Origin of the sequence: Exiguobacterium aurantiacum DSM 6208, assembly GCF_000702585.1 — a bacterium.
GTDB classification, from domain to species: domain Bacteria; phylum Bacillota; class Bacilli; order Exiguobacteriales; family Exiguobacteriaceae; genus Exiguobacterium; species Exiguobacterium aurantiacum.
In genome coordinates this window covers 151093-174862 of the sequence record NZ_JNIQ01000001.1, presented here as the reverse complement: position 1 = coordinate 174862, position 23770 = coordinate 151093, and the positions used below count along the sequence as shown (strand labels likewise).

At 52.0% G+C, this 23770-nt stretch carries 26 protein-coding genes and 1 other annotated feature (1 of these 27 cut by a window edge); of the genes, 17 read left to right on the top strand and 9 right to left on the bottom strand.

What is annotated here, in order from left to right:
* Positions 1 to 23, top strand: a binding site (T-box leader); it begins 189 nt to the left of the window's first position.
* A 58-nt stretch (positions 24 to 81) separates the two neighbouring features.
* Positions 82 to 1764, top strand: coding sequence for an arginine--tRNA ligase (argS, locus tag P398_RS0101025; RefSeq protein ID WP_029333785.1), 1683 nt, complete (start codon positions 82 to 84; stop codon positions 1762 to 1764).
* A 38-nt stretch (positions 1765 to 1802) separates the two neighbouring features.
* On the opposite strand, the gene P398_RS0101020 is transcribed toward argS, so the two are convergent.
* Together P398_RS0101020 and P398_RS0101015 are read right to left on the bottom strand one after the other, a co-directional pair.
* Positions 1803 to 2381: a metallophosphoesterase family protein gene (locus P398_RS0101020; protein ID WP_029333784.1), complete on the bottom strand. Its 579-nt coding sequence runs from the start codon at positions 2379 to 2381 to the stop codon at positions 1803 to 1805.
* Positions 2378 to 2869: a YajQ family cyclic di-GMP-binding protein gene (locus P398_RS0101015; protein ID WP_029333783.1), complete on the bottom strand. Its 492-nt coding sequence runs from the start codon at positions 2867 to 2869 to the stop codon at positions 2378 to 2380. Before P398_RS0101015 ends, P398_RS0101020 begins: the two co-directional genes overlap by 4 nt.
* A 69-nt stretch (positions 2870 to 2938) precedes the next feature.
* Here P398_RS0101015 and pulA point away from each other — a divergent pair, with 69 nt between their 5' ends.
* The gene (pulA, locus tag P398_RS0101010) at positions 2939 to 4930 is read left to right on the top strand and encodes a type I pullulanase (protein WP_029333782.1); all 1992 of its coding nucleotides are present in this window, start codon (positions 2939 to 2941) and stop codon (positions 4928 to 4930) included.
* An 18-nt stretch (positions 4931 to 4948) separates the two neighbouring features.
* Here the strand turns inward: pulA and P398_RS16490 are convergent, their stop codons facing one another.
* Positions 4949 to 5113, bottom strand: coding sequence for a YycC family protein (locus tag P398_RS16490; RefSeq protein ID WP_081828262.1), 165 nt, complete (start codon positions 5111 to 5113; stop codon positions 4949 to 4951).
* 140 nt (positions 5114 to 5253) lie between these two features.
* On the opposite strand from P398_RS16490, the gene P398_RS0101000 reads away from it, so the two are divergent.
* From P398_RS0101000 to P398_RS0100990, 3 genes are all read left to right on the top strand, one after another.
* On the top strand, positions 5254 to 6045 hold the full coding sequence (locus P398_RS0101000; protein ID WP_029333781.1) for a hypothetical protein: 792 nt from the start codon (positions 5254 to 5256) through the stop codon (positions 6043 to 6045).
* Between the two features lie 103 nt (positions 6046 to 6148).
* Positions 6149 to 8272 carry an MMPL family transporter gene (locus P398_RS0100995; RefSeq protein WP_029333780.1) on the top strand — a complete coding sequence of 708 codons (2124 nt, stop codon included), beginning with the start codon at positions 6149 to 6151 and terminating at the stop codon, positions 8270 to 8272.
* Between the two features lie 254 nt (positions 8273 to 8526).
* The gene (locus P398_RS0100990) at positions 8527 to 9162 is read left to right on the top strand and encodes a YitT family protein (RefSeq protein ID WP_024372126.1); all 636 of its coding nucleotides are present in this window, start codon (positions 8527 to 8529) and stop codon (positions 9160 to 9162) included.
* Positions 9163 to 9200: 38 nt separating this feature from the next.
* Here P398_RS0100990 and P398_RS0100985 read toward each other — a convergent pair whose 3' ends face one another.
* The gene (locus P398_RS0100985) at positions 9201 to 9659 is read right to left on the bottom strand and encodes a DUF4367 domain-containing protein (RefSeq protein ID WP_029333779.1); all 459 of its coding nucleotides are present in this window, start codon (positions 9657 to 9659) and stop codon (positions 9201 to 9203) included.
* A gap of 182 nt (positions 9660 to 9841) precedes the next feature.
* On the opposite strand from P398_RS0100985, the gene P398_RS0100980 reads away from it, so the two are divergent.
* Entirely contained in the window at positions 9842 to 10555 is a 714-nt protein-coding gene (locus P398_RS0100980; protein WP_235263455.1) for a YwiC-like family protein, read from the top strand.
* A 19-nt stretch (positions 10556 to 10574) separates the two neighbouring features.
* On the opposite strand, the gene P398_RS0100975 is transcribed toward P398_RS0100980, so the two are convergent.
* A complete protein-coding gene (locus P398_RS0100975) occupies positions 10575 to 11522 on the bottom strand; it encodes a DUF4003 family protein (RefSeq protein ID WP_235263288.1) in 948 nt (315 codons plus the stop codon).
* Between the two features lie 157 nt (positions 11523 to 11679).
* Here P398_RS0100975 and P398_RS0100970 point away from each other — a divergent pair, with 157 nt between their 5' ends.
* Complete coding sequence (locus P398_RS0100970) at positions 11680 to 12150, top strand: DUF2243 domain-containing protein (RefSeq protein WP_029333776.1); 471 nt, start codon at positions 11680 to 11682, stop codon at positions 12148 to 12150.
* A 5-nt stretch (positions 12151 to 12155) separates the two neighbouring features.
* Positions 12156 to 12941, top strand: coding sequence for a cytochrome c oxidase assembly protein (locus tag P398_RS0100965; RefSeq protein ID WP_029333775.1), 786 nt, complete (start codon positions 12156 to 12158; stop codon positions 12939 to 12941).
* An 82-nt stretch (positions 12942 to 13023) separates the two neighbouring features.
* Here the strand turns inward: P398_RS0100965 and P398_RS0100960 are convergent, their stop codons facing one another.
* Both P398_RS0100960 and P398_RS0100955 read right to left on the bottom strand, forming a co-directional pair.
* Entirely contained in the window at positions 13024 to 13455 is a 432-nt protein-coding gene (locus P398_RS0100960; protein WP_016509669.1) for a type III secretion system chaperone family protein, read from the bottom strand.
* 65 nt (positions 13456 to 13520) lie between these two features.
* Complete coding sequence (locus P398_RS0100955) at positions 13521 to 13787, bottom strand: metal-sensitive transcriptional regulator (RefSeq protein WP_024372121.1); 267 nt, start codon at positions 13785 to 13787, stop codon at positions 13521 to 13523.
* Between the two features lie 288 nt (positions 13788 to 14075).
* On the opposite strand from P398_RS0100955, the gene P398_RS0100950 reads away from it, so the two are divergent.
* The 5 genes from P398_RS0100950 to P398_RS0100930 all read left to right on the top strand — a co-directional run bounded on the left by P398_RS0100950 (position 14076) and on the right by P398_RS0100930 (position 19511).
* Complete coding sequence (locus P398_RS0100950) at positions 14076 to 14381, top strand: rhodanese-like domain-containing protein (RefSeq protein WP_024372120.1); 306 nt, start codon at positions 14076 to 14078, stop codon at positions 14379 to 14381.
* Positions 14378 to 16849, top strand: a complete 2472-nt coding sequence (locus tag P398_RS0100945; protein WP_029333774.1) for a CoA-disulfide reductase — start codon at positions 14378 to 14380, stop codon at positions 16847 to 16849. Before P398_RS0100950 ends, P398_RS0100945 begins: the two co-directional genes overlap by 4 nt.
* A 182-nt stretch (positions 16850 to 17031) precedes the next feature.
* Positions 17032 to 18477: an alanine/glycine:cation symporter family protein gene (locus tag P398_RS0100940; RefSeq protein ID WP_029333773.1), complete on the top strand. Its 1446-nt coding sequence runs from the start codon at positions 17032 to 17034 to the stop codon at positions 18475 to 18477.
* An 85-nt stretch (positions 18478 to 18562) separates the two neighbouring features.
* Positions 18563 to 19018: a hypothetical protein gene (locus tag P398_RS0100935; protein WP_029333772.1), complete on the top strand. Its 456-nt coding sequence runs from the start codon at positions 18563 to 18565 to the stop codon at positions 19016 to 19018.
* A gap of 142 nt (positions 19019 to 19160) precedes the next feature.
* Positions 19161 to 19511, top strand: a complete 351-nt coding sequence (locus P398_RS0100930) for a hypothetical protein (protein ID WP_147287421.1) — start codon at positions 19161 to 19163, stop codon at positions 19509 to 19511.
* 41 nt (positions 19512 to 19552) lie between these two features.
* On the opposite strand, the gene P398_RS0100925 is transcribed toward P398_RS0100930, so the two are convergent.
* Complete coding sequence (locus P398_RS0100925) at positions 19553 to 20533, bottom strand: metal ABC transporter solute-binding protein, Zn/Mn family (protein WP_029333770.1); 981 nt, start codon at positions 20531 to 20533, stop codon at positions 19553 to 19555.
* 174 nt (positions 20534 to 20707) lie between these two features.
* Between P398_RS0100925 and P398_RS0100920 the strand changes: the two genes are divergently transcribed.
* The 3 genes from P398_RS0100920 (at position 20708) to P398_RS0100910 (ending at position 22798) form a co-directional block, all read left to right on the top strand.
* Positions 20708 to 21643 carry an alpha/beta hydrolase gene (locus P398_RS0100920; RefSeq protein WP_029333769.1) on the top strand — a complete coding sequence of 312 codons (936 nt, stop codon included), beginning with the start codon at positions 20708 to 20710 and terminating at the stop codon, positions 21641 to 21643.
* Positions 21644 to 21711: 68 nt separating this feature from the next.
* Positions 21712 to 22311, top strand: coding sequence for a histidine phosphatase family protein (locus P398_RS0100915; RefSeq protein WP_029333768.1), 600 nt, complete (start codon positions 21712 to 21714; stop codon positions 22309 to 22311).
* Positions 22312 to 22321: 10 nt separating this feature from the next.
* On the top strand, positions 22322 to 22798 hold the full coding sequence (locus tag P398_RS0100910) for a DUF456 domain-containing protein (protein WP_024372112.1): 477 nt from the start codon (positions 22322 to 22324) through the stop codon (positions 22796 to 22798).
* A 76-nt stretch (positions 22799 to 22874) separates the two neighbouring features.
* On the opposite strand, the gene P398_RS0100905 is transcribed toward P398_RS0100910, so the two are convergent.
* Positions 22875 to 23348, bottom strand: coding sequence for a YwpF family protein (locus tag P398_RS0100905; protein ID WP_024372111.1), 474 nt, complete (start codon positions 23346 to 23348; stop codon positions 22875 to 22877).
* Positions 23349 to 23461: 113 nt separating this feature from the next.
* Here P398_RS0100905 and P398_RS0100900 point away from each other — a divergent pair, with 113 nt between their 5' ends.
* Entirely contained in the window at positions 23462 to 23764 is a 303-nt protein-coding gene (locus P398_RS0100900; protein WP_024372110.1) for a membrane protein, read from the top strand.
* Positions 23765 to 23770: the final 6 nt, after the last annotated feature.

The window sequence follows — 23770 nt, the reverse complement described above, 5'->3', positions numbered from 1 at the left end:
CCGCGGGCCATCCCGTCTCTTTGCATCTGTGCAAAGGGCGTTTTTTTTATGTAACGATTGATTATTTAAGGAGGAATTGTAATGAGTTATGAACGCAAGTATGCAGAAGCGTTGTCCCGTGTCATCGGCGACGAATTGACGCTCGACCAGATTGAGGCCTTGATTGAAAAACCGAAACACGAAGCGCATGGGGATTTGGCGTTCCCATGCTTCCAACTCGCCAAAGCTTACCGGAAAGCCCCGGTCATGATTGCGACGGATATCGCGGGCGAGCTAAACGATGAACTGTTCACGAAAGTCGAAGCGGCAGGACCTTACGTCAATGTCTTCTTGAGCCGTGACGTCGTCTCGCAAGAAATCATCAATATGGTGCTCGATGAATCGGCGGACTACGCGACGCACGCGACGCGCAACGAGACGATCGTGACAGACTTCTCGTCGCCGAACATCGCCAAACCGTTCTCGATGGGTCACCTTCGCTCGACGGTCATCGGAAATGCGATCAACCAAATCGCTCGCAAGAACGGTTATGACGTCGTCGGCATCAACCACCTCGGCGACTGGGGCACACAGTTCGGAAAACTCATGGTCGCCTACAAAAAATGGGGCGACGAGGAAGCGGTACGCGCCAACCCGATCGCTGAGCTATTGAAACTTTACGTCCACTTCCATGAAGAAGCGAAGACGCAACCGGAACTCGAAGACGAGGGCCGTGCTTGGTTCAAGAAACTTGAAGACGGCAACGAGGAAGCGACTGAACTGTGGACATGGTTCCGCGACGAGTCACTCAAAGAGTTCCAAAAAGTATACGACCTGCTCGGTGTCGAATTCGACAGCTTTAACGGGGAAGCGTTCTACAATGACAAGATGGACCGCATCGTCGCCATGCTCGAAGAGAAGCAGCTTCTCGTCGAAAGCGAAGGGGCGATGGTCGTCTCACTCGAGGACGAGAACTTGCCGCCGTGCTTGATCAAGAAGAAAGACGGCGCGACGCTTTACGCGACGCGTGACTTGGCTGCGGCCGTCTACCGTCACGAGACGTATAACTTTGTCCAGGCGAATTACGTCGTCGGCGGCGAGCAGGCGCTCCACTTCAAGCAACTTTTCTCTGTGCTTCGTAAACTCGGTTATGACTTCGTCGACGGCATGCACCACGTCCCGTTCGGCTTGATTTTGCAAGAAGGAAAGAAGATGTCGACACGTAAAGGCCGCATCGTCCTTCTCGAGGAAGTGCTGAAAGAAGCGATCGAAAAAGCACAGGCGAACATCGCGCAAAAGAACCCGGAACTTGCGAACGCAGACGACGTGGCCCGCATGGTCGGTGTCGGCGCGGTCATCTTCCACGACTTGAAAAACGAGCGCATCAACAACATCGAGTTCGACCTCGACAGCATGCTCAAATTCGAAGGGGAGACAGGTCCTTACGTGCAGTATACGAACGCCCGTGCGAACTCACTCCTTCGTAAAGGCAACTACGACGGTTCGACGTTCGCTGGTGCGGACGACGACCATACGTGGGGCGTCGTGACGATGCTCAACGCGTTCCCGCACGTCATCACGCGTGCCCATGAGCGCCGCGAACCATCGATCATTAGCCGCTATGTTCTCGACTTGGCGCAAGCGTTCAACAAATATTACGGCCACGTACGTGTCCTTGAAGAAGATGCGGGCAAGCAGTCGCGTCTCGCCCTCGTCAAAGCTGTGACGATCGTCTTGACGGAAGGACTCCGTTTGATTGGCGTCCAAGCTCCAGAAGAAATGTAAGCACAACAAAAGGGACCTCGCGGGTCCCTTTTGTCGTGTCATGCCTTCATCCGTGTGACCGTCCGTGCATCCGTGTCGTACAGGCACCATTCACGGTCAAAGATGACGGCGCCGACGTTGATGACGTAGCGTTTCTTCTTCAACTTGAACGGTGTCCCGATTTCCCACGGGATCGAGCGTCCTTTCCGGTAAATACCCGGAATGTGGCTGTGACCGATGAAGACGAGCGGGTACTTGCCTTTCTCGACGAGCGGTTCCCAGTCTTCGTTCCACTTCACTTGATGACCATGTAGGAACAGCGCCTCATCGAGCGTTGTCTGTTCCGGGAGGAGCGCGATGCGCGTCTTGACCGGATGTGAGACGACGAGCACCTCGTCGATTCGTTCTTCTTGATTGCCGCGCAGGCTCGGGAACGTGAGGAGCGCCTCGTAGTCCGGGTCGTACGTCACGACGTCCGTCACATCGCGAAACCTTTCGTTGCGCCGTTTTTTGCCGATATGGCACTCGTACAAGTCGCCGAGGCAAAGGATGTGCTCGGTCTCGCGGCGGACGGACTCGAGCACGGCTTTCAAATCAGCGAACGAGCCGTGCGGGTCACTGATGATGGCGAGTTTCATCGGTAGTTCGTGAACTGGGCGTCAACCGACAACTCGAGCTCGCGGACGAGCTGCATGACAGCTTGCAGGTCATCACGTGACTTGGCCGTCACGCGGATTTGATCGTCTTGAATTTGTGATTTCACTTTCAATTTCGACTCTTTGATGGCGGTGTTGATTTTTTTCGCGTCATCTTTATCGATCCCGCTCTTCAATTTGACGCGTTGACGGACCGTTCCGCCGAGCGCGCGCTCGACTTTTTGATAGTCGAGGTTTTTCGTCGGGACGCCACGCTTGATCAATTTCGTAATCATGACGTCTTTCAACTGTTCGAGCTTATAGTCGTCATCTGAGACGAGGACAAGGTCGCCGTTTTCGAGTGACATCTCGCTTTTCGACCCTTTGAAATCGTAACGGTTCAAGATTTCTTTTTCGGCGATTTGGATCGCGTTCTTCACTTCTTCGAGGTTCATTTCTGACACAATATCAAAAGAATTGTCTTTTGCCATGTTTCATCCATCCTTTATGAGGGTTTTGTTATAATGATAGCAGATTTGAAGTAGTGAAGGAGTGAAAGAATGGAACGTACTATTGATCAACAGACAAATGTAGATTTAGATCATATGGCTTATCACGGAAAAGATCTCGGGGTGACGTTTAAAAGTGACTTCATCCGGTTGCGAGTCTGGTCGCCAGTCGCCACAGAAATGGCTGTCAAACTGTACCGGACGCCACGGGCCCGTAAGTTTGAACGGATGGCGCTCGAGCAGGCAGAGAAAGGAACGTGGGTCATTGAACTCGATCGCTCGTTCGAAGGACAGTTTTACGTGTTCGAGGCGGTCGTTGACGGCAAGCGTGTCGAGTCGCTCGATCCGTATGCGAAAGTCGTCGGTGTCAACGGCAAACGCGGATGTCTTCTCGACCCATCTGCGCTTAATCCTGACCATTGGGTGAAAGAACGTCCGCTCTTCCACTCTTCGCAAGAAGCGGTCATCTATGAGGCACACGTCCGTGACTTGACGAGCCATCCGGACAGCGGCGTCATGCATCGTGGTAAATTCCTCGGCATGACCGAGGTCGGCACGAAGACGCCGAACGGCTATCCGACCGGACTCGACTACATCACCTCGCTCGGCATCACGCATTTGCAACTCATGCCGTTTTTCGACTACGGGTCGGTCAATGAGTCAAAAGAGAGTGAAGACAATTACAATTGGGGCTACGATCCGGTGCATTACTTTGCCGTCGAAGGTTCTTACGCGTCATCCGCGGACGACCCGGCCGCTCGCATCATCGAGTTGAAGGCGATGATTCAAGCGCTCCATGACCGCGGGATCCGTGTCATCATGGACGTCGTCTTCAACCACACATATGATGCCGCGACAACGCCACTTGGTCAGTTCGTGCCGGATTATTATTACCGATTGAACGAAGACGGGACACTCGCTGACGGATCAGCTTGTGGGAACGATACGGCGTCGGAGCGGGCGATGATGCGGAAACTGATCATCGAATGTGTGACGTATTGGGCGAAGGAGTTCATGATTGACGGCTTCCGTTTCGATTTGATGGGGCTGCATGACGTCAAGACGATGAACCAAGTCCGCAAAGCGCTCGACCGCGTCGACCCTTCGATTCTCGTCATCGGAGAAGGATGGGACCTCGACACGCCACTCTCGGTACGAAAGAAAGCGAACCAACATAACGCCCGGAAGATGCCGCGCATCGCCCAATTCAACGATGCCATCCGCGACGGCGTCCGCGGTGACGTGTTCATCGAGGACTTACCAGGCTGGGTGAGCGGCAACCTCGACATGACGGCTGATGTGAAACGCGGCATCGCCGGCGCGGTCACGAGTCAAAGTTTTGCCGACGAACCGAACCAAGTCGTCAACTACGTCGAGTGCCATGACAACTTGACGCTCTGGGACAAGCTCGCCGTGACGAACCCGGACGATGACGAGACGACGCGTCGCCGCCGCCATCGTCTCGCGACGACGATCGTGTTGCTCGGGCAAGGCATCCCGTTCCTCCATAGCGGACAGGAATTCTTCCGGACAAAAGACGGAGACGAGAACAGTTTCAACTCCGGTGAAGTCATCAACCGCTTGGACTGGAGCCGGGCCGAAGTCGAGACGCCGAGCGTCGAGTACGTCAAAGGCTTGATCAGTTTACGAAAGCAGTATCCGTTGTTCCGCCTCGAGAACGCGGAGCAGATCCGGAAACATTTACGCTTCTTTGATGAGGAAGAGGGCGTGATCGCATACGAGCTGCATCGCCACGTCGAAGGGTACGTGGAACGCCACCTCGTCTACCATAACGGTCTTGAGGAGGCGGTCGACGTGAAGCTGCCGTCCGGGAAGTTTGAAGTGAACGTCGAGGATCATACGGTCAACTTGACGGCGCCGCGGCTCGTCGAAGATCGGCACATGACGATCGCCCCGTTATCGACGCTCGTCGTGACCGAACGTCGTCCAGACTACAGCAAATACGCTGTCGCCGGCGGAGCGGCGCTTGCCATCCTCGGTCTCTGGTATGTGGCGAAAAAACGGAAAAACAAGCAAAAGTAAGCAAGAGAAAAGGAGACGTCATTCCGTCTCCTTTTCCTCGTTCGCTTCCGATTGTGAGGCTTCAAGTTGCATCATTTTTTGGACGAGGATATGTTTTGGCATATGCATCAAGTCTTCGAGCGGGACGTTTAGCTTCTTGGCAAGTTCGATAGCTGTCTCGGGTGACAGTTGAAGTGGGCGCATGAGAAACCCTCCTTTCTATAAATGGATTAGCTATCGCCAGTATACAGGAAATCAAGGCGAAATGAGAATGTGTTCGATGAACACATTCAAAATCGTCAAATCGTTCGGGCGTTGCTAAGCTAAAGCTAGGAAGTGATCAAATGTACAAACAAGTCGCAGACTATCAATTTCATCAGACGGTCGAATGGTTAGAGCGTGTCGGTGGAGGATGGATGTTATATTTGGCGCAAACGGGCTTTTTATTCTTTGATGAGACGTTCCACATCCAATGGGAACTCGAATGGGAATGGACCCCATGTGCCCTGTTTATAGAACCACATAGAAAGATTGCCGTCGCACTGTTCCGTGATCGGCAGACGTACGGCATCATCGACCTCGCGAGAGGAACGATGGAAAGTCATCCGCTACCACGCGCGTTTCATGACGATTGGTTCAGCAATTTATACCATTGGCAAGGGGACGACCTGTTCCTGTACTCGGCCGAATCCGATATTGTGGCGCTCAATGTGAGCGACAAGACGTTTCGTTACAGCCGGTACGAGGAAGTCCCGACGTTCGGAGCCATTATCGAGCTGGCGTATCAACCAGACTACGACTTTGAACGTTTCACGGCCCCGGGTCTCGTCACGTTGTATGACGAACGAAATCGCCGATTCCTCGTCGAGGACGTCGGTGCCAAAGAGCGCTGGATCATTCCATACGGGGGGGAACGCGATACCGTCATCGTCGATCAAATCGGTGAGACGACTGCGATCACATCGTCGACAGCGTTCCAGCTGTTTGGACGTGAGCGCGAACTGTTTTCTTCTGAAGTATGTGCTGAAAATGAATTATTGAAAGTCGTTTTGCTAGACGAGGCGGGCGACCGACTCGTCGTCTTATCAACGCCGCGTCGCTTTTGTCACAGTTGGCTTCAAGTGTTCGAGCGTTGATGTTCCTGAACCCGATCAAGGTTCAGGAATTTTTTGTGAAGACTCTAGTGAAAGCCTGAGAAAACGGGAAGAGTCTTCTTAGACGGAGAGGAGTGGGGAAAGTATGGAACGATTAGGACACACGTTAGTCCGATGGCGCTACATAGTCGTCGCGATTTGGACCGTATTATTGGCGGTATCGGTGTATTTTGGATTGCAACTCCCGGGCGAATTGCGAGGCAACGGTTTTGCCATTCAAGACGGACGGTTCGCCCAAGTCGAGGACAAGTTGAATGATCGGTTCGACCGAGCCGGTGCCTCGATGATCGTGTTGCTTGAAGGCGGGGACCTCGATGCCGCGCTCGAAGAGCAACGCGAACAACTCGAAGCGTTAAACGGTGTCGATGGGATCATCACGCCGGATGAGAATCCAGACGCGCGGTCTGGGGACGTCGCATATTTACTCTTGGAGTTTAACGACTATGAGACGGCCGAGGCGTCCATCGAGGACGTCCGCAACGCCCTCATTCAAAACAGTGACACTGAAATCCGTTTGACCGGTGAGCCGGTCTTCGCCGATGACTTGAACGAGGCGTCGAAAAACGATTTGATTCGAGCCGAATTGATTGGGATACCGGTCGCGCTCGTCGTCCTCTTGCTCGTGTTCGGGACGCCGCTTGCGGCATTCATGCCACTCTTTGTCGGTGTGATCACGTTCATCGTTGCGGCCGGATCGCTTTTCTTCTTCGCTCAGACGATGGAACTGTCCATTTTCGTCTTGAACGCGGTGGCGATGATTGCGATCGCGCTTGGCATCGACTTCTCGCTCCTGCTCGTCAACCGCTACCGTGAAGAGTTAGCGAAAGGGAAGTCACGGGAAGCGGCCATTGTCCGCACGGTCGCGACCGCGGGCCGATCGATTCTGTTCTCCGGCCTTTGTGTGTTCGTCGGCTTGGCCGGTCTCTTGTTCATTCAAGTGGACGTTTTCCAAGCCATCGCGCTCGGCGCGCTCATCGCCGTCGCCGGTGCCGTCTTATCGGCACTTACGCTCTTGCCGTCAGCGCTTTACATCGTCGGTGACTCGATCAACAAATGGCGCCTCATCAAGACGAACGAGGTCCGTTCCGAAGTGCGCTGGCAACAGCTCGCCCGTTTCGTCATGAAACGTCCGGTCGTCATGACGCTCGTCGCGCTTCTCCTGTTGTTGCCGAGCCTCTGGTTCGTCCGCGACTTGGAGCTCAATATTCCGGACGCCGATGCGCTCCCGACGTCGTATGAGTCGCGCGCTGCCTTGGAACGTTGGGACGATGTGTTCGGCGCCACCGCGACGGATGCGGTCCTCTTGTTCGAGACGAACGATTTGACCGATTCGATGATTCTCGATGAATTGACGGCGCTCACCGATGAGTTGAACGAAGATCCGATTGTTGACAACGTCACGACGTTCTTGACGGCGTCGGGGCTTGAACCGGAAGCGTTCCAACAACTCGCCGAAGTCGCTCCCGAACAGCTCGAGGCGTTCGACCGTCTCGTCACACTTGATGGCGACACGAATCTCGCTCTCGTCAACGTCAGCTTTGATGTTCCGCCAAGCGACAAGGAAGCGCAGGCGTTCGTCCGCGATTGGCGTGAGAAAGGGTTCGAGGTCGGAGGGCCAGCCGCGTTCAACGAAGAGATTTATGAAGAGATATATGACAGCATCCCGTATGCGGTCATCACGGTCATTTTGGCGACGTTCGTCATCCTCATGTGGGCGTTCCGTTCCATTCTGATTCCGATCAAGGCGATCATCATGAATGTGCTCGGTCTCGGGGCGACGTTTGGACTTCTCGTCATTATCTTCGAGTCGGGTTACGTCTATGACGCCGAGACGATCAGTATTTTGACACCGGTGTTCATCTTCTCGCTCGTCTTTGGCCTCTCGATGGACTACGAGGTGTTCCTCGTTTCGCGGATCGAGGAATATTACCGGGAGACGGGGGATAACGATTACGCGACAGAGATGGGGCTAGCGAAGACGAGTAAAATCATCACGTCGGCCGCCATCATCATGATTGTCGTGACGGGTGCGTTCGCGTTCACCGGTGTCAGTCCGATCAAACAGCTCGGGGTCGGGATCGCGCTCGCCATCTTCATCGATGCGACGATTATTCGGATTCTTCTCGTCCCGTCCTTGATGAAACTGTTCGGGGATTGGAACTGGTGGTGGTTCGGAAAGAAAAATTTACCGAAACGTAACCTTCATTAAATGTACATTTAATGAAACACTCGTCAAAGTATGTTAAAATAGTCTCATGATTACGCGCATTTATGGGAAAGGAAGGTCTTTATGGACACCGAGAGGGCATGGCCTCTGTTTCAATTGCCGGACTTCTAGCGTTGAGTTTTTACAGATGAAATCAATGTAAAAATCAACAAACGGAAGATCGGAGATGGAACAGATGGAACCGCGGCTACGACTGAGGATCCTCCTCTCCGTTGAAAACGGGGAGGACAATCGGAATGAAACGAGTTGCTACCATAGTGCTCGGAACGCTGATCATGGCGTTCGGTTATTATTATTTGAATGAACAGTTTGGTTTGGCTGAAGGGGGCTTTGTCGGGTTAGCATTACTCGGCCGCTATTTATTTGATATCGATCCAGCGATCTCGATGATCGTACTCGACATCCCCTTCTTTTTAATCGCCCTTTGGTGGAAAGGCTGGCGTTTCGTCGGACAAGCGGTGCTTGCGGCGGCGTCGCTCTCGCTCAGCTATGCGATGTGGGACCGGCTCGACCTGTTGACGTTTGACATCCAAGTATGGCCGGCAACGCTCTTTGCCGCGATCGCAAGTGGGATCGTGACCGGTTACGGTCTCGGTCTCGTCTTGAAGTCAGGCGGAGCGACGGGCGGGGACGACTTGTTCGCGCTCGGTTTGTCGAAGTGGACTGGCGTCTCGGTCGGAACGATCCTCATCATATTCGATGTGATCGTCTTGGCGATCTCGCTCATCTACTTGCCATTGTCGAACGCGCTCTATACGCTCGTCGCCGTCGCAATCGCGGGACGTGTCGTCACGAAGATGTTGACGGAAGACGTTGTCGAAATCGTCGTGCCAAGTGTGACCAAACTGAAAACAAAAAACGATCTCGCGTGAGATCGTTTTTTTTAATGCCGTGACCGTATAGGCTTAATTCATCGCTCGATTGAACTCGCAATTTTAACTAACTCTTCTTTTGAAAGGCGATTCCCTGAATAGTCGATTGCGTATTCAACGTTCTCATGTTGCCAGCTGACGATCTTTATTTGATCAACCTCTGTATAATATCCGTTCGAGCCATCCAATAACTCGATGGGTTCGTCCCAACGAGTCACGTGATTCCACCCGAGGTCTGTGGTTGCCCATACCGTCAAGGACTCTGCCTCGTTTTTATATACGAGTTTAACTTGTTTTAAATTTACGAGATTGGAGTATTGATCTGTTGCATCGATTGGAAGATAAGCAGGTTCGCTTACTTCGAACGGAACAAACGATGTCGTAAAAGCAAGTGGGAGCTGCAAAGGAATTCGACCAATGATAAGGAGACTAAGAATCATGCCAAAAATAATTTTAAATATGAGACGGTTGTTTCTTCGTTCTGGGTTATGAGTCAAATTTCAATCTCCTCTCATTCAAATCACTTCTAGCATACCGAAATGAAGGTCTACATAGGCTATTATTTTATACAAAATGGATATAGAAAAGAGAATATGTGAAGATTAGTAATAAATGTCACAGCATTTCATAGGGCCGTTCCTCTACACTAAATAGAGAAGGAGGGAGTCTTGTGAAATGGATGATTCCAAAACAGCACGGCGCCTGGTCGATGCTGATTTTACCGTTCTTGCTCGGCGGCATCGTCGGGGGCTGGACGCTCGTCCACATCCCGTTCGCCATTGCTTGGCTGTTCGTCTATATGGGGACGTTTTTCTTGTTCCAATACATCAAGCAACGAAAGAAGTCGCCAGAACTGTTGCGCACGGTCGCGACGTATTTGACGATTGCAATCGTCGCCGCCATCCCGGTGTTTCTAGCCGAGTGGCGTCTCGTCTGGTTCGTCCTTGCCATGATTCCGTTCGGCCTCGTCAACGCCTATTTCGCTAAAATCAAGGATGAGCGCAACGTCTGGAACGACGTCAGTGCCGTCACCTCGTTTTGTATCGGTGGGATGGCGAGTTATTATCTCGGGGCACGTGCCTTGGACGGGACGATAGTATGGATGTTCGTCTTGCCGTACTTATATTTCCTCGGCAGTATTTTTTTCGTCAAGACGATGATTCGGGAGAAAAAGAGCCTGTTTTATCGCAACGTATCATGGGGATATCATGGCTTGCTCGTCACCATTTTCATCGTCCTCGGCTATCCGATGCTCGCACTCGCTTACGTGCCGAGTCTCATGCGGGCGGTTGCGTTCTATGGAAAAAAGATCCCCATCATGAAGATCGGGATCGTGGAGATTGCCAACTCTGTGTTCGTGTTGGTATGTTTGAGCGTATATTTGTACACGTAGAAGGGGCGACCCTTCTTTTTTAGTTGTTCGATGATGTGCTCGAGATGACGGCCACGGTCGCAGCTGTCGTCGCGGCCTGCTGCATGGCGAGCAGATGGGCGAACGTGCCATGTAGGAGCAAATCACTCGCCTCTTCCGTAATATGTTCTGCGGCGACGAGTTGTAAGGCGACGGTCAGGCTATGCGTGTTGAACCAACGCTGTTTCTCGGTTTCAGCTAGGACGATGTCGGCCACGGCCTGGACCGTCTCGTCGGTCGGCTCGGTGACGATTGTGAGCAAGGCGAGCGGTGGCAGATGTTCGTTTCGGACGGTAATCTTTTGCCGTTGTAGCCGCTCTCGCCAAGCGAGGAAACGTGTGACGGCATCGTCTGGAGCGAGTTCGCTGAAGGCGAGCAAATGCGAGACGAGCTGCAGTTCGTTCGAGCGGGACACATGAACCTTCAGCGCCTCGTAGTACGTTTCGATCCGTTCGTTCAAACCGTCATGGTCGTCAAACGCTTGGACGAGGACGAGCGCCGACAACAGGTCTTCTTCGCTCGTCAGCCACGGGTGATGTTGCTTGAACGTTTGATAGAGGGCACTTGCCTCGTCGAGACGGCGCTCCGGCGCGTCGACGTTCAGTAGCTGGCTCGCGATGAACGGACGTAACGTGCTGTAGCGGAAGTGTTTTCGGTCGAGCAGCTGATCGAGCCGCAGTGCCTCATCGATGGCCGGGGCGACGTCCTCATATTTGGCATCGAGGAACGATAACCAGACGAGGCTGTTCGTCCCGCGAAACTTCGAGAACATGCCCGTCTTTTGTTTTAAGGCAGCTTGTGCCGTCTCGAAACGTGTTGAATCGAACGCCATATCGTGGATGGCATAGTTGATGGCCATCAGTCTTCGGAAGTCATCGGTGAGTGACCATTTGGTCGCTTGTTTGATCGCTTCGAACGCATCAAGGTAATGAGTATAACGCTTCATCATCTGAAAACCTCCTTTTTCTACATACGACAAGTACAACGAAAATGTTTCAACACGTGAGCCTCTCTTCGGAAGAGAAAGAGAAAACGTTTAATTGGAAACGAGAAGGGAATCAAATGGATGTCAGAAGATTCTGGTTTTAACTAGGGGGTGTAAAGGGATGGAGAGGCGTCCTTATGCGCAAGCGTTTCGAAATTTCGGTTCAGGATTTCTATTCGGGATCGGGCTCATCGCATTTGTTGATGAAGTGGTTTTCCATCAACTGCTCGCATGGCATCACTTTTATGATAAATCCACTTTGAAGGCCGGCTTATTTTCAGATGGCCTGTTCCACGCCTTTAGTTGGTTCGCCACCGTCGCGTCCTTGTTTTTATTAGCTGATCTACGTAGACGACAGTCTTTTTGGATGAAGAGGTGGATGAGCGGGGTGCTCATCGGAGTGGGGTTCTTCCAATTGTACGACGGGATCGTCCATCATAAGCTTTTTCAGCTTCATCAAATTCGCTATGGCGTGAACATCCTTCCTTATGATCTCGTCTGGAACATTACGGCTGCCTTGATCTTAATCGGTGGTCTCATTCTGTTCAACCAGACACAAAAGCGGAAAAGACTGGCGGAAGAAGGGGGATGAGTGACATGCATTCCCACATGCACGTACCGGGTGGTGGGTATGAGGCGATTGTCTTAATCTTGTTGCTGATCGCGCTCGTCGTTTATCCACTCGCCGCCGTGATGACGAGTCGCGCCTATAAATCGTGGCCGCTTCATCGATACGGCTTATGGGTCGCCGGCATCTTAACAGCGGGACTCGCGCTCATCGGACCTTTGGCAGCCTACGCCCATACCAATTTTGTCGGTCATATGATTGGACACTTGCTTCTTGGAATGTTGGCGCCGCTTCTTCTTGCCTTAGCGGCACCGATGACGTTGATGTTACGGACGTTACGTGTAGAGGCGGCTCGACGAGTAACCCGGTTATTAAAAATCCGCATTTTCCAATTCATCATGAATCCTGCTACGGCAACTGTTCTTAACATCGGAGGACTATACGTGCTCTACATGACGAACGTTTATTCGCTCATGCACGAATCGACTTCGTTGTATGCATTAGTCCATCTACACGTATTTTTGGCAGGGTATATATTCACAATTTCAATCATTTATGTGGACATCACCTCGCACCGCTACAGTTATCTGTATCGAGCGACGATGTTGGTGCTCGCCTTGGCCGGACACAAAATATTGGCAAAACTGATTTATGCTAACCCGCCTCACGGAGTACCGAGAGTGGAGGCGGAGGCAGGTGCGCTTTGGATGTATTACGGTGGTGATGCGGTCGATTTGGTCTTAATTATTATTCTTTGTTACCAATGGTATAAAGCGACAGCACCTCGCCATCTTGCGTTAGATAAAAACGGCTAACGGTAAGGAAAAAGACGATTCTCCCGAACAATCGGAGGAATCGTCTTTTTGGCTGGCGACTAACGTCGTCAGAAAATAGTGGTCATTGGACTTGCGTGTACAACTTCTGCATGTACTCGTTCACTTCGTCGGCCGCTTGGAACATCATGAATGAATGTTGCAAGATGATCTCCGGTGAAAAGCCGAGGTCGAGGTCGAGCGTCGAAGCGAGCGTGACATCACGGTCGCTGTCGAGGACACAACGGAAGTATTTGAACTCTTGGTTGAACTCGTTTAATGCGTTGAGGATCGGTAAATCTTCGACGTAGTCCGGCACGTGCGTCACGGTCGCGGCATAAAGCTCGGCGTCCGTCGTTTTTTTGTTGAAGGCGATAATCATAACGGGTTGAGCCCCGGATTTAGTCGTTTCACGCGTTAAAAACGTGACGTGCGTTTCAGTCTCGCTCTCTTTGAACGTCATGTTGCGTTCTGCGACGAGCGCTTTGAATGATTCTACTTTTTCTTCGAAGTTCACAAGAAATCCCCCTTAAAAGTCGTTACTCTAACTTTCCCCCATTTGGGAGGGGAAAGCAAGGGGAACTAGCGTTTCATCAACATTTTGATGGCTTCTTCGACCGTTTCAGACGTATCTTCGCCATCTTGTTGGGCCGTGATGATGCACTGCTCCAAGTTCTTCGCGACGATGATCGTCGAGGCGCGGTCGAGCGCCGAACGGGCAGCGCTCAATTGGGTGACGACGTCCCGGCATTCTTTGCCTTCTTCCATCATGCGGATGATGGCTTTGATCTGACCTTCGACGCGTTTCATCCGGTTCAACACTTTCGTGTCATATTGGTATTGTTCCATGTCTGTTCACCTCTATAGTAAAAATCGTTCAGTAACCCAACTATTTATTGTGTAGTCTCATCTTAATACGCAGGGGAGTATGTGTCGAGCGACAACCTTTGAAGTGAAGATTTTTAAAAAGTTTGCGGTTTCGTCAAACATATTCCTTGCAATCGGATACCATAGGGGGTATATTAATGACGTGGACGCGCATTGTTCAACGAATCACAAACTTTGTTGGACGCCAGCGACCAAGCTGAGATCAATACCGGATACATGACTATAGAAGCAAAGGATGGATTTACACAGATGAAAGCATCGGCTTTGAAACGACAAATGGATTTTGAAGTACCTGTAAATATCGTCGACGTTCGTGAACGGGACGAATTTCAAGAAGCACACATCGCCGGGGCGAAAAACTACCCGCTCTCTGAACTAGCAGACTGGATCGACACGCTCGACCCGGAGCAAGAATACATCGTCTTATGCCGTTCAGGTGCTCGCAGCACGCAAGCGACTTGGCAAATGGAAGCAAAAGGCTATAAAGTGGTCAATATAGAAGATGGCTTGATGAGTTGGCCAGGTGAAGTCGTCAAAGGAGGAAATGAGCAATGAGTAAAAAAATCGTAATCGTCGGTGGGGTGGCAGGTGGTGCCTCGGCAGCAGCCCGTCTTCGCCGTTTAAATGAAGACAACCAAATCGTCATGTTCGACCGTGGAGAATACATCTCGTTCGCGAACTGCGGTCTTCCGTATTACATTGGAGACGTGATTCAAGACCGTCAAAAACTGCTCGTCCAAACGGTCGAAGGGATGCACCAACGGTTCCAACTCGATATCCGTAACTTGACGGAAGTGACAAAAATCAACCGTGCTGAGAAAACGGTATCGGTGAAAAACGTCAAAACGGGTGAGACGTATGACGAGTCATACGACGTCCTCGTCTTGTCGCCAGGTGCGAAACCGATTCGTCCGAACATTCCAGGGATCGAAGAAGCGGAAGACATCTTCACGCTCCGTAACATTCCGGATACGGATAAGATTCGTAGCTACGTTGATGACAAGGCGCCGAAACACGCGACGGTCATCGGTGGCGGTTTCATCGGAATTGAAATGGCTGAAAACTTGCGTGAGCGCGGCGTCGAAGTGACGCTCGTCGAGATGGCCGATCAAGTCATGACACCACTCGACCGTGAGATGGTATCGCCGGTTCACGAGCATATGCGTCTTCATGGCGTCGACCTTCAATTGTCTGACGGTGTTGACTCGTTCTCGGAAAAAGGGAAGCGCGTCCACTTGAAGAGCGGTCGCGTCATCGAAACAGACATGGTCGTCTTGTCGATCGGCGTTGTGCCAGAATCTTCAATCGCGACAGAAGCTGGTCTTGAGACAGGCATCCGTGGCGCGATTCGTGTCAACGAGAAGATGCTCACGTCAGATCCGAACATTTATGCGATCGGCGATGCTGTCGAAGTACTCGACTACGTCTTCCAAGAGCCGACGGTCGTCCCGCTCGCATGGCCGGCTAACCGTCAAGGACGTCTCGTGGCCGACATCATTAACGGCCGTGATGTGAAATACAACGGTACGATGGGGACTGGGATCGCCAAAGTATTTGATATGACGGTCGCGTCGACAGGTTGGAACGAGAAACGTTTGAAAGCTGCCGGTAAAGAGTTTGAAGCCGTTCACGTGCACCCAGGTTCGCACGCCGGGTACTACCCAGGATCGACACCGGTGTCGCTCAAGCTGTTGTTCCATCCGACGACAGGTGAGATCTATGGTGCCCAAGGCGTCGGCATGAACGGTGTCGACAAACGAATCGACGTGATTGCGACAGCGATGAAAGGCGGATTGACGGTCCTCGACCTCCCAGATCTTGAACTCAGCTACGCGCCGCCGTTCAGTTCGGCGAAAGACCCGGTCAACATGATCGGCTACGTCGCCTCGAACGTCGTCCTCGGCGACAACGAAGTCGTCCACTGGGATGAGATTGAAGGCTTGGTCAAAGGCGGCGCGACATTGCTCGACGTCCGTGACGAGTCGGAACACGAACTTGGGAAAATCCCAGGATCGATCAACGTCCCGGTCAACTCGCTTCGTGACAACTTGGACAACTACAGCAAAGACGAAACGATTTACGTGACATGCCAAGTCGGTCTTCGCGGATACCTTGCTGCCCGCATCTTGCGTCAAAACGGCTTCAAAGTGAAGAACTTGAGCGGTGGCTACAAAACATGGTCACAAGTGAAGCGTGATTTCGATGCGATTGAGGAAGGCACGAAGACTGCGGCGGACGAAACAGCCGCGACAGCTACAAAGGAGGCACCACAAGCAATGATGAATGAACCAGTCGGGGAACCGATTTTCCTAGATACGTGCGGTCTGCAATGCCCGGGACCGATCTTAGAAGTAAACAAAAAGGTCGCTGAACTAGGCGAAGGCGAGACACTTCGTGTCCTCGCGAGCGATCCAGGCTTCTTCGCTGACATCGAGGCGTGGGCGAAAAAGACGGGCAACAAACTCGTTTCGAAACAGTTCGTCAACGGTCGAGTCGAAGCGATTCTTCAAAAAGGAAATGGCCCTGCGGCCGTCCCGGCAGGCGCACCAGCAGCTGACGGCGCATCGATGGTCGTCTTCAGCGGTGACCTTGACCGTGCCCTCGCTTCGTTCATCATCGCCCAAGGCGCGGCGGCGATGGGTAAAGAAGTAACGATGTTCTTCACATTCTGGGGACTTAACGTCATCCGTAAACCGGACGCACCGGAAGTGAAGAAACAAGGTCTCGAGAAGATGTTCGGCATGATGATGCCGTCACACGCAGGTGAACTCCCGCTCTCGAACATGAACTTCGCCGGTGTTGGACAGAAGATGATGAAGAAAGTCATGAGTGACAAGAACGTCCCATCACTCGACGAAATGATCAAGTCAGCCCAAGAGGCGGGCGTCAAAATGGTCGCTTGTACGATGTCAATGGACGTCATGGGTATCAAAGAAGAAGAGTTGATCGACGGTATCGACCTCGGTGGTGTGGCAGCATACCTCGGGGCAGCCGAAGGCGGCAACTTGAACCTCTTCATCTAAGCGCATTGAATCGTAAGGACGACCGGTCACGTGACCGGTCGTCCTTTTTCACGGTCGCGTCAAACGATGAGATTGTTGAAAAGGATTGCAATTTTCAAATATTTTTCCTATAATTCTAAACATGTTAAGAAAGTTGACATAACTTTTACTTATGACTATTCATACTTATGGAGGATTAAGCAATGGAGAATATGATTGAAAAGTTTGTTGGGCAAGCGAACGACCTGCTCTGGTCGTCGGTGCTCATCGTCGTCCTTGTCGCCTTAGGCCTTTACTTTACGGTCCGGATGGGCTTCGTCCAATTCCGGATGCTTCCGGAGATGTTCCGTCTCTTGTTCAAAGAAGGCATGAAACGTGAGAAAGGCCAAGTTTCGTCGTTCCAGGCATTCGCCATCGGTACGGCAGCACGTGTCGGTACGGGAAACATCGCCGGTGTCGCGACAGCAATCGCCCTCGGTGGCCCGGGAGCCGTCTTCTGGATGTGGCTCATCGCGCTCATCGGCTCAGCCTCGGCGTTCGTCGAGAGCACACTCGCGCAAGTATATAAAGTCCGTGACGGACGCACATGGCGCGGGGGGCCGGCCTACTATATGGAACGCGCCCTCGGACAGCGTTGGCTCGGGATTTTGTTCGCCATTTTGATCACGTTCTCGTTCGGCTTCGCCTTCAACTCGGTGCAGTCAAACACGATCTCGCTCTCGATGAGCAACCAGTTCGGCGTCAGCACGACGACGGTCGGGATCATTTTGGCGGTTATCACGGCAATCGTCATCTTCGGAGGCGTCCAATCGATCGCCATCTTGTCGAGTATCATCGTCCCGGTCATGGCCGGCGGATATATTTTGCTCGCGATGTGGATCATGATTTCGAACGCCTCGTTATTGCCAAGCGTCTTCAGCCTCATCTTCTCGGAAGGTGTGCTCGGCATCCAGCAACTGTTCGGCGGGGCGATTGGGGCGATGGTGCTTCAAGGTATCCGTCGCGGTCTCTTCTCGAACGAGGCAGGTATGGGTTCGGCGCCGAACGCGGCAGCGACGGCGGAAGTATCGCACCCGGTTAAACAAGGTTTGATCCAATCGTTCAGCGTCTTCGTCGATACACTCATCATCTGTACATCAACGGCGATGATCATTTTGTTGTCGGGCGTGGCTGGTTCAGAGTCGTTCGCTGGTGTCGAATTGACACAAGCGGCGCTTACGGCAGAAGTCGGTCCGATTGCGACATCGTTCTTAACGATTGCTATCTTCTTGTTCGCGTTCAGTTCAATTTTAGGTAACTATTACTACGGCGAGACGAACATTCAGTTTATCTCGCAGAAAAAGATTTACGTCACGCTCTATCGGATCGGTGTCGTCGGGATGGTCCTCTTCGGAGCGATTCGTTCAGCTGGCCTCGTTTGGTCGATCGCCGACGTGTTCATGGGACTCATGGCGCTCGTCAACTTGTATGCGATCTTCCGCCTCGCGAAAGTGGCGCGTCTCGTGCTCGATGACTACTTGGCGCAGCGTCGCCAAGGAGACGATCCAGTGTTCTATGCCGATTCGATTGAAGACCTTCCAGGTCGTGAGTATTTGGAAGCTTGGGAAACCGAAGCGGAAGAAACGAAAACCGGAACCGTCCGTTCATAACGTATAAACCGTCTACGAAAGCGCGTAGGCGGTTTTTTTGCGTCCAAAAGATGGGTAAACAATAAAAAAAGGGGGGCGTTCATTCATGGAGACGACACACTATATACGCATTTCCCCAGAGGTTTGGGTCTCGTTCGGACAAGACCCGGAGATGATCATGGATTGGCTCCTTCACGTCCACGCCCAAGGTCGCGACACCTATGACACGTTGACGCTACCGAATATTAGTCATTTCCAAAAAATACTCGGACAAATCGAGGTCTACATCGACGGGGACGATACGTATAACTTGGAAATGGCCGCGATCGGGGAAGAGTTGATCGTCAATGAAGAGCAGGCGGTCGTCGTCGGCATTTTGACGCCGCAACTGTTGCACATCGTTAAAGACGCGCTTGGAGCATTTACAAAAGAAGATGTAGCCGATATGGCGTTCGTCGATCAAGATGCGCTCGATGACGTTTGGCTAAAATGGATATCGCTCCAACATTTTTGTGAGGCGGCGGCAGAGCTGGACGAGCTCGTTTTGATTTACTATGAATGAGGTTAAGGTGATGGTATAATATTGAAAAAATGGATGGTGATCAATGGTGGGTGACTTCTTCATTACGACAGCGCTCTTTTTTTCACTGATTAGCCCGATATTTACCTATCGGACGGGTCATAAATGGCTCGGTCGCGTCAACATGTTGACGTTGCTAGCGTTCGTGGTCGGTTTTTTATCCGTGCATGGATTTGTCTTGTATGACACGTGGTTGGTCACGGCCATGTTCGCACTATTTTTTCTAAATTTATTGTTTGCCATCATCAACAGTTCGATGTTTATCCACGACCGGCATCCGCGCGCATCGCTCGCTAAAGTAGCCGGAACGGTCGGCTTGATTTTTCTCGGAAGTCTATTGACCGCGTATTCTTTCGATTTGCACGCGGAATGGTGGAGAGTGATTATCGGGGCAACGATCCCGACCGTGACACTGTTCGTGACCGGGGTGTTGTTGCTTCGCCTGAAACAACTCGACAAACAGCCAGAAGTATAACAGAACGCTCGGAGCCTGAGGCACCGAGCGTTCTGTTTGCATTACTTCAACGCAATTTCGAGCGCTTTGACGTTTTCACGCATCAAGTCGAAATAGCTCTGTTCCATTTGTTCTTTCGTGACCGATTCCAAGTTGTAAATCGTCACCGTTTCAGCACCGATCTCGTTTTTCACGACTTCGGCGACTTTCGGAGTGACCGTGTCTTCAAACGCGATATGAGTCAAGTCGTGGGCCCGCGCTTCTTCGATGACACGCTTTAACGCTTGCTGAGATGGCTCTTCAGATGGCGTCAATCCAGCGATCGGGAGTTGTTCGAAACCGTAACGATCCGCCATATACCCGTATGCCGCATGCGTGACGAGGAGTTGCTTCTTCGATCCGCCATCGACTGCTGCCTGTAGTTCGGCGTCGAGTGCTTCAGCCTCTTCTTTGAATGCGCTCAACCGATCTGCGAACTCATCTTTGTAGTCGGGTGCCTGATCGGCGAATGCAGCTTCAACAGCTTCCGCCATCGAGACGGCGTTCATTGGATCGAGCCAGACGTGCGGGTCGTATTGTCCGTGGCTATGACCGTGTGCATCTTCTTCGTGGGCGTGCTCGTCCTCTTCGTGGGCGTGCTCGTCTTCACCGTGGACGTGAACCGTCTTATCGGCATCGAGTAATGTGACGTTCTCGGCTGTCTTGACGAAAGAGACGTCCTCGTTCGCAAGGCTCTTCTCCATCGACTCGACGTAAGGCTCGAGGTCGTGTCCGACTGTCAAGAACAAGTCGGCTTCAGCAATCTGTGTCATTTGACGTGATGTCGGCTCGTACGTATGCGGGTCGGCGCCAGGCGGGATGACCATCTCGACTTGGACGCGATTGCCTCCGATTTCTTCGGCGATTGACTTCAAAGCGAACGTCGACGCATAAACGGTCAACTGGTCGTTCGTCTCCTCTGATGCGTTGCTATCTCCATTATTGGCACATCCGCCTAAAAACAGTGTCCCGGCAGCGGCGACACTCAGTAACTTTTTATTCATATAATTCTCCACCTATCCTCTCTCTATCAAGAAATAAATCGTAACGGTTACGTTCTGTGACTGCGAGTTATATTATAGAGGGCAGATTCACTGACGTCAAGTCCGACTTCCGATGGATGGATTTTTGATAAAAAGGGAATATGATTAAAAAAAAGAGCGAGGAGTGGATGTAATATGAGAAAGGAGACCGCCTGGTTTGTCGGCGGTGCCGCACTCGCCGCAGCGACTGCGGCCGGGGCGACCGTATGGAATCAGTACGGCTCGCTCGTGCGTTGGCAAGAGCCCGAACTGCCGATTCGGTCCTCGACGCGCAAACGGCGAACCCACACGTATAAAATCATCGATGACCGCCCGCTCCAATTTGATGTGTACTATCCGCCAGGCGACGGACCGTTTCCCGTCGCGGTCTATGCTCATGGCGGGGCGTTCGTTCGCGGCAGTCGAGGCATGGTGACGTTGTTCCATCCGTTGCTCGATCATTTCTTGGCGAAAGGGTTCGCCGTCATCAGTGTTGACTATCGCTTGTTCGAAGACGGTGTCTATTTCCCTGACAATATTATTGACGTGTCTGATGCCCTTTGTTACTTGAAACAACATGACGCGCTCTTGAACCTCGACATCGAGAAGTTGATCGTCTGGGGCGACTCGGCCGGGGCGGCCCTCATGTTGGCGGCGGCGCTCGATCGGGAAAAGCAATTCATCGGCGCGCTGGGAGAAGATGTCCCGACGGTGAAAGGTGTGATCGCGCTCTATCCACCGACGAACTTCTTATTATTTAAATTTATCCAGACGTGGCTCGCCCATTTGAAATTCTATGAGGGGAGCCGCGAAGAGTGGCGAGAATTGATGGTGAAATGTTCTCCGGTGACACATTTGTATGACGATGCCCCGCCGATTCTCATGCTTCACGGCAAGAAAGACCCGATCGTCCCGTTCGGACAGGCGCTCCACTTCGTCGAGCATGCGAGTGAGGTCGGCGCCAACGTCCAGCTCATCTCGTTCCCGAACGGCACCCACTCCTTAGCAAGCTTTCTCCAGTCCGATAACCCGATCAAAGAAGAAAAACTCATGGCCCGTATTGATCGTTTCATCGATGATGCGCTGACGTGACGTTGCGATTTTTTGAAAAGATGGTACGATGGGAAAAGATTTTAGAGATTGAAAAAGGAGTGACTCGTGTGACAGAGCTTTGTTTGGTCCGACATGGTCAGACCGATTGGAACTTTCAAGAAATCATTCAAGGCCGGGAAGATATCCCGCTCAACGCGCTCGGGCATCAACAAGCCGAAGAGAGCGCGGCCTTTTTAAGTCAAGAAGAGTGGGATGTCATCGTGGCGAGTCCGCTCACGCGAGCTGTTGATACGGCCCGGTACATTGCCGAAGCGTGCGGATTCCACGAAGAAACGATCATCCGGGACGAACGGTTCATCGAGCGTGAATTTGGGATGGCATCAGGCAAACCGGTGCCCGGTATTTATGAGGCGGTTCAAGCCGATGACCAGACTCGCGTGCCAGGCCTAGAGTCAGAAGATGAGATGCGGGCCCGCGTCCTCGAAGGGATGGAGCACCTCGTCAAGACGTATCCCGGAAAACGAATCATCGTCGTATGTCATTCTCATGCGATCAAAGCCGCGCTTTCAGCGGTCGACGATACGTATACGTTCCGTCACGCGATGCGAAACGCCTGCTCGAACTATATCGAGCATATAGGCGACCGATTCATCATTAAGGCGGTGAACGTGGCCGACCATATTACGAACGAAATTATGGTGAAGTGAGGAGAGGCGTATGTCGACATTGCTCTGGGTTTTCATTATCGCATCATTCGTTGTCGCGTTCGCGGGTCTGATTTATCCGGTCATCCCGAGCGTGCTGTTCTTATTTATCGGTTACTTCATTTATGGCTTCGGCTTCTCATTCGAACCCCTCACGTGGACGTTCTGGCTTTGGCAAATCGTCTTCCTCGTCTTCTTGTTCGCCGTCGACTATATCGTCACGCGAGCGACCGTCGATAAGCGGGGCGGGTCCGAACGGGCGAAGTGGGGAGCGACGATCGGTCTCATTGCGGGGCCATTCATCTTCCCGCTCGTCGGGGTGCTCATCTTTCCGTTCATCTTCGCATTTTTAGCTGAGCTGACGCTTGGCAAGACGACCCGGGAAGCATGGAGTATCGGCGTCGGAACGGTACTGGCATTTCTAGGTAGTACCGTGCTCAAAATCATCGGGATGACGATGATGGTCATCTTGTTTTTCATCTATATTTGAAGGCGGAGACAAATTCTTCGTCTTTTTTGGTTGAGGAGTTATCGAAAAAGGGGAAAGAAAAAACAAGAACGTCCGATTACTCGAACGAACCTGTTTTGACGAGCTGATTGAATGCGGAGCGGCTGAACGACTGCTGATGCTCGACTTGTCTCTCGAAGAAGGAAGGCTTCAAATCAGCGTCGGCCACGCCCTCAGAAATGAGCGAGTCGAGCACTTGTTTGGTCGGATCTTGTTTCGGGAGAAGCATCAGTCCTTCGGCGACGAACGTATGATGGTTCGAGAGAGAGCGTTCGCTCGTGAACGTCAAGGCAATCGCCGCCGGACGGTTGGCCGGGGACGTGATCACCGCTTCGGCGAGGAGTAATATCCGCTTGTTCAAATAATGATGAAGCGTAACGGCAAACTCTGTCGGGACGAGCATCTCAAGCAACCATTCGTTGTCATGTTCTTTCGAGATGATCAATCCATCGACGAGGTCGATCGGGAGGTTCAATTCATTGCCGTATTCGTCTTGGACGAGGCGGACTTGGACGAGGCGGAACGTTTTCATCGGATCAATCCCTTCCACGTTTCTTTAGAACATCTTAACATAGTCTGATTGTCAGGTTGTGTTACGATAGCGTGGAAGCGACGTGAAAAAATTAGAGAGTAGGAGGCATCGAGATGAGTTGGATTGTAGGGATTATTGGATATATCGCAATACTAGCCATCGTCTATTATGGTGTCCTTTTCTTCAAAGTAAAACAAGAACGAAGCCGGGCCGGGTATCGAATTTTCCTCTTGCTCGCGGGTGTGTTCCTATTGAGCGGGAGTGACTATATCATCGCCTTGTTCCAAGGGGACACGGAGGCGACATTTTGGCAACGGACCGTCTATTTCATTTTGATTCTCATTTCCCTCTCGATCGCCTTGTACTTTCGGAGAAAAGAAGATCAAAGCCATGCGCACGAGATGACGACCGCATGACAAAGA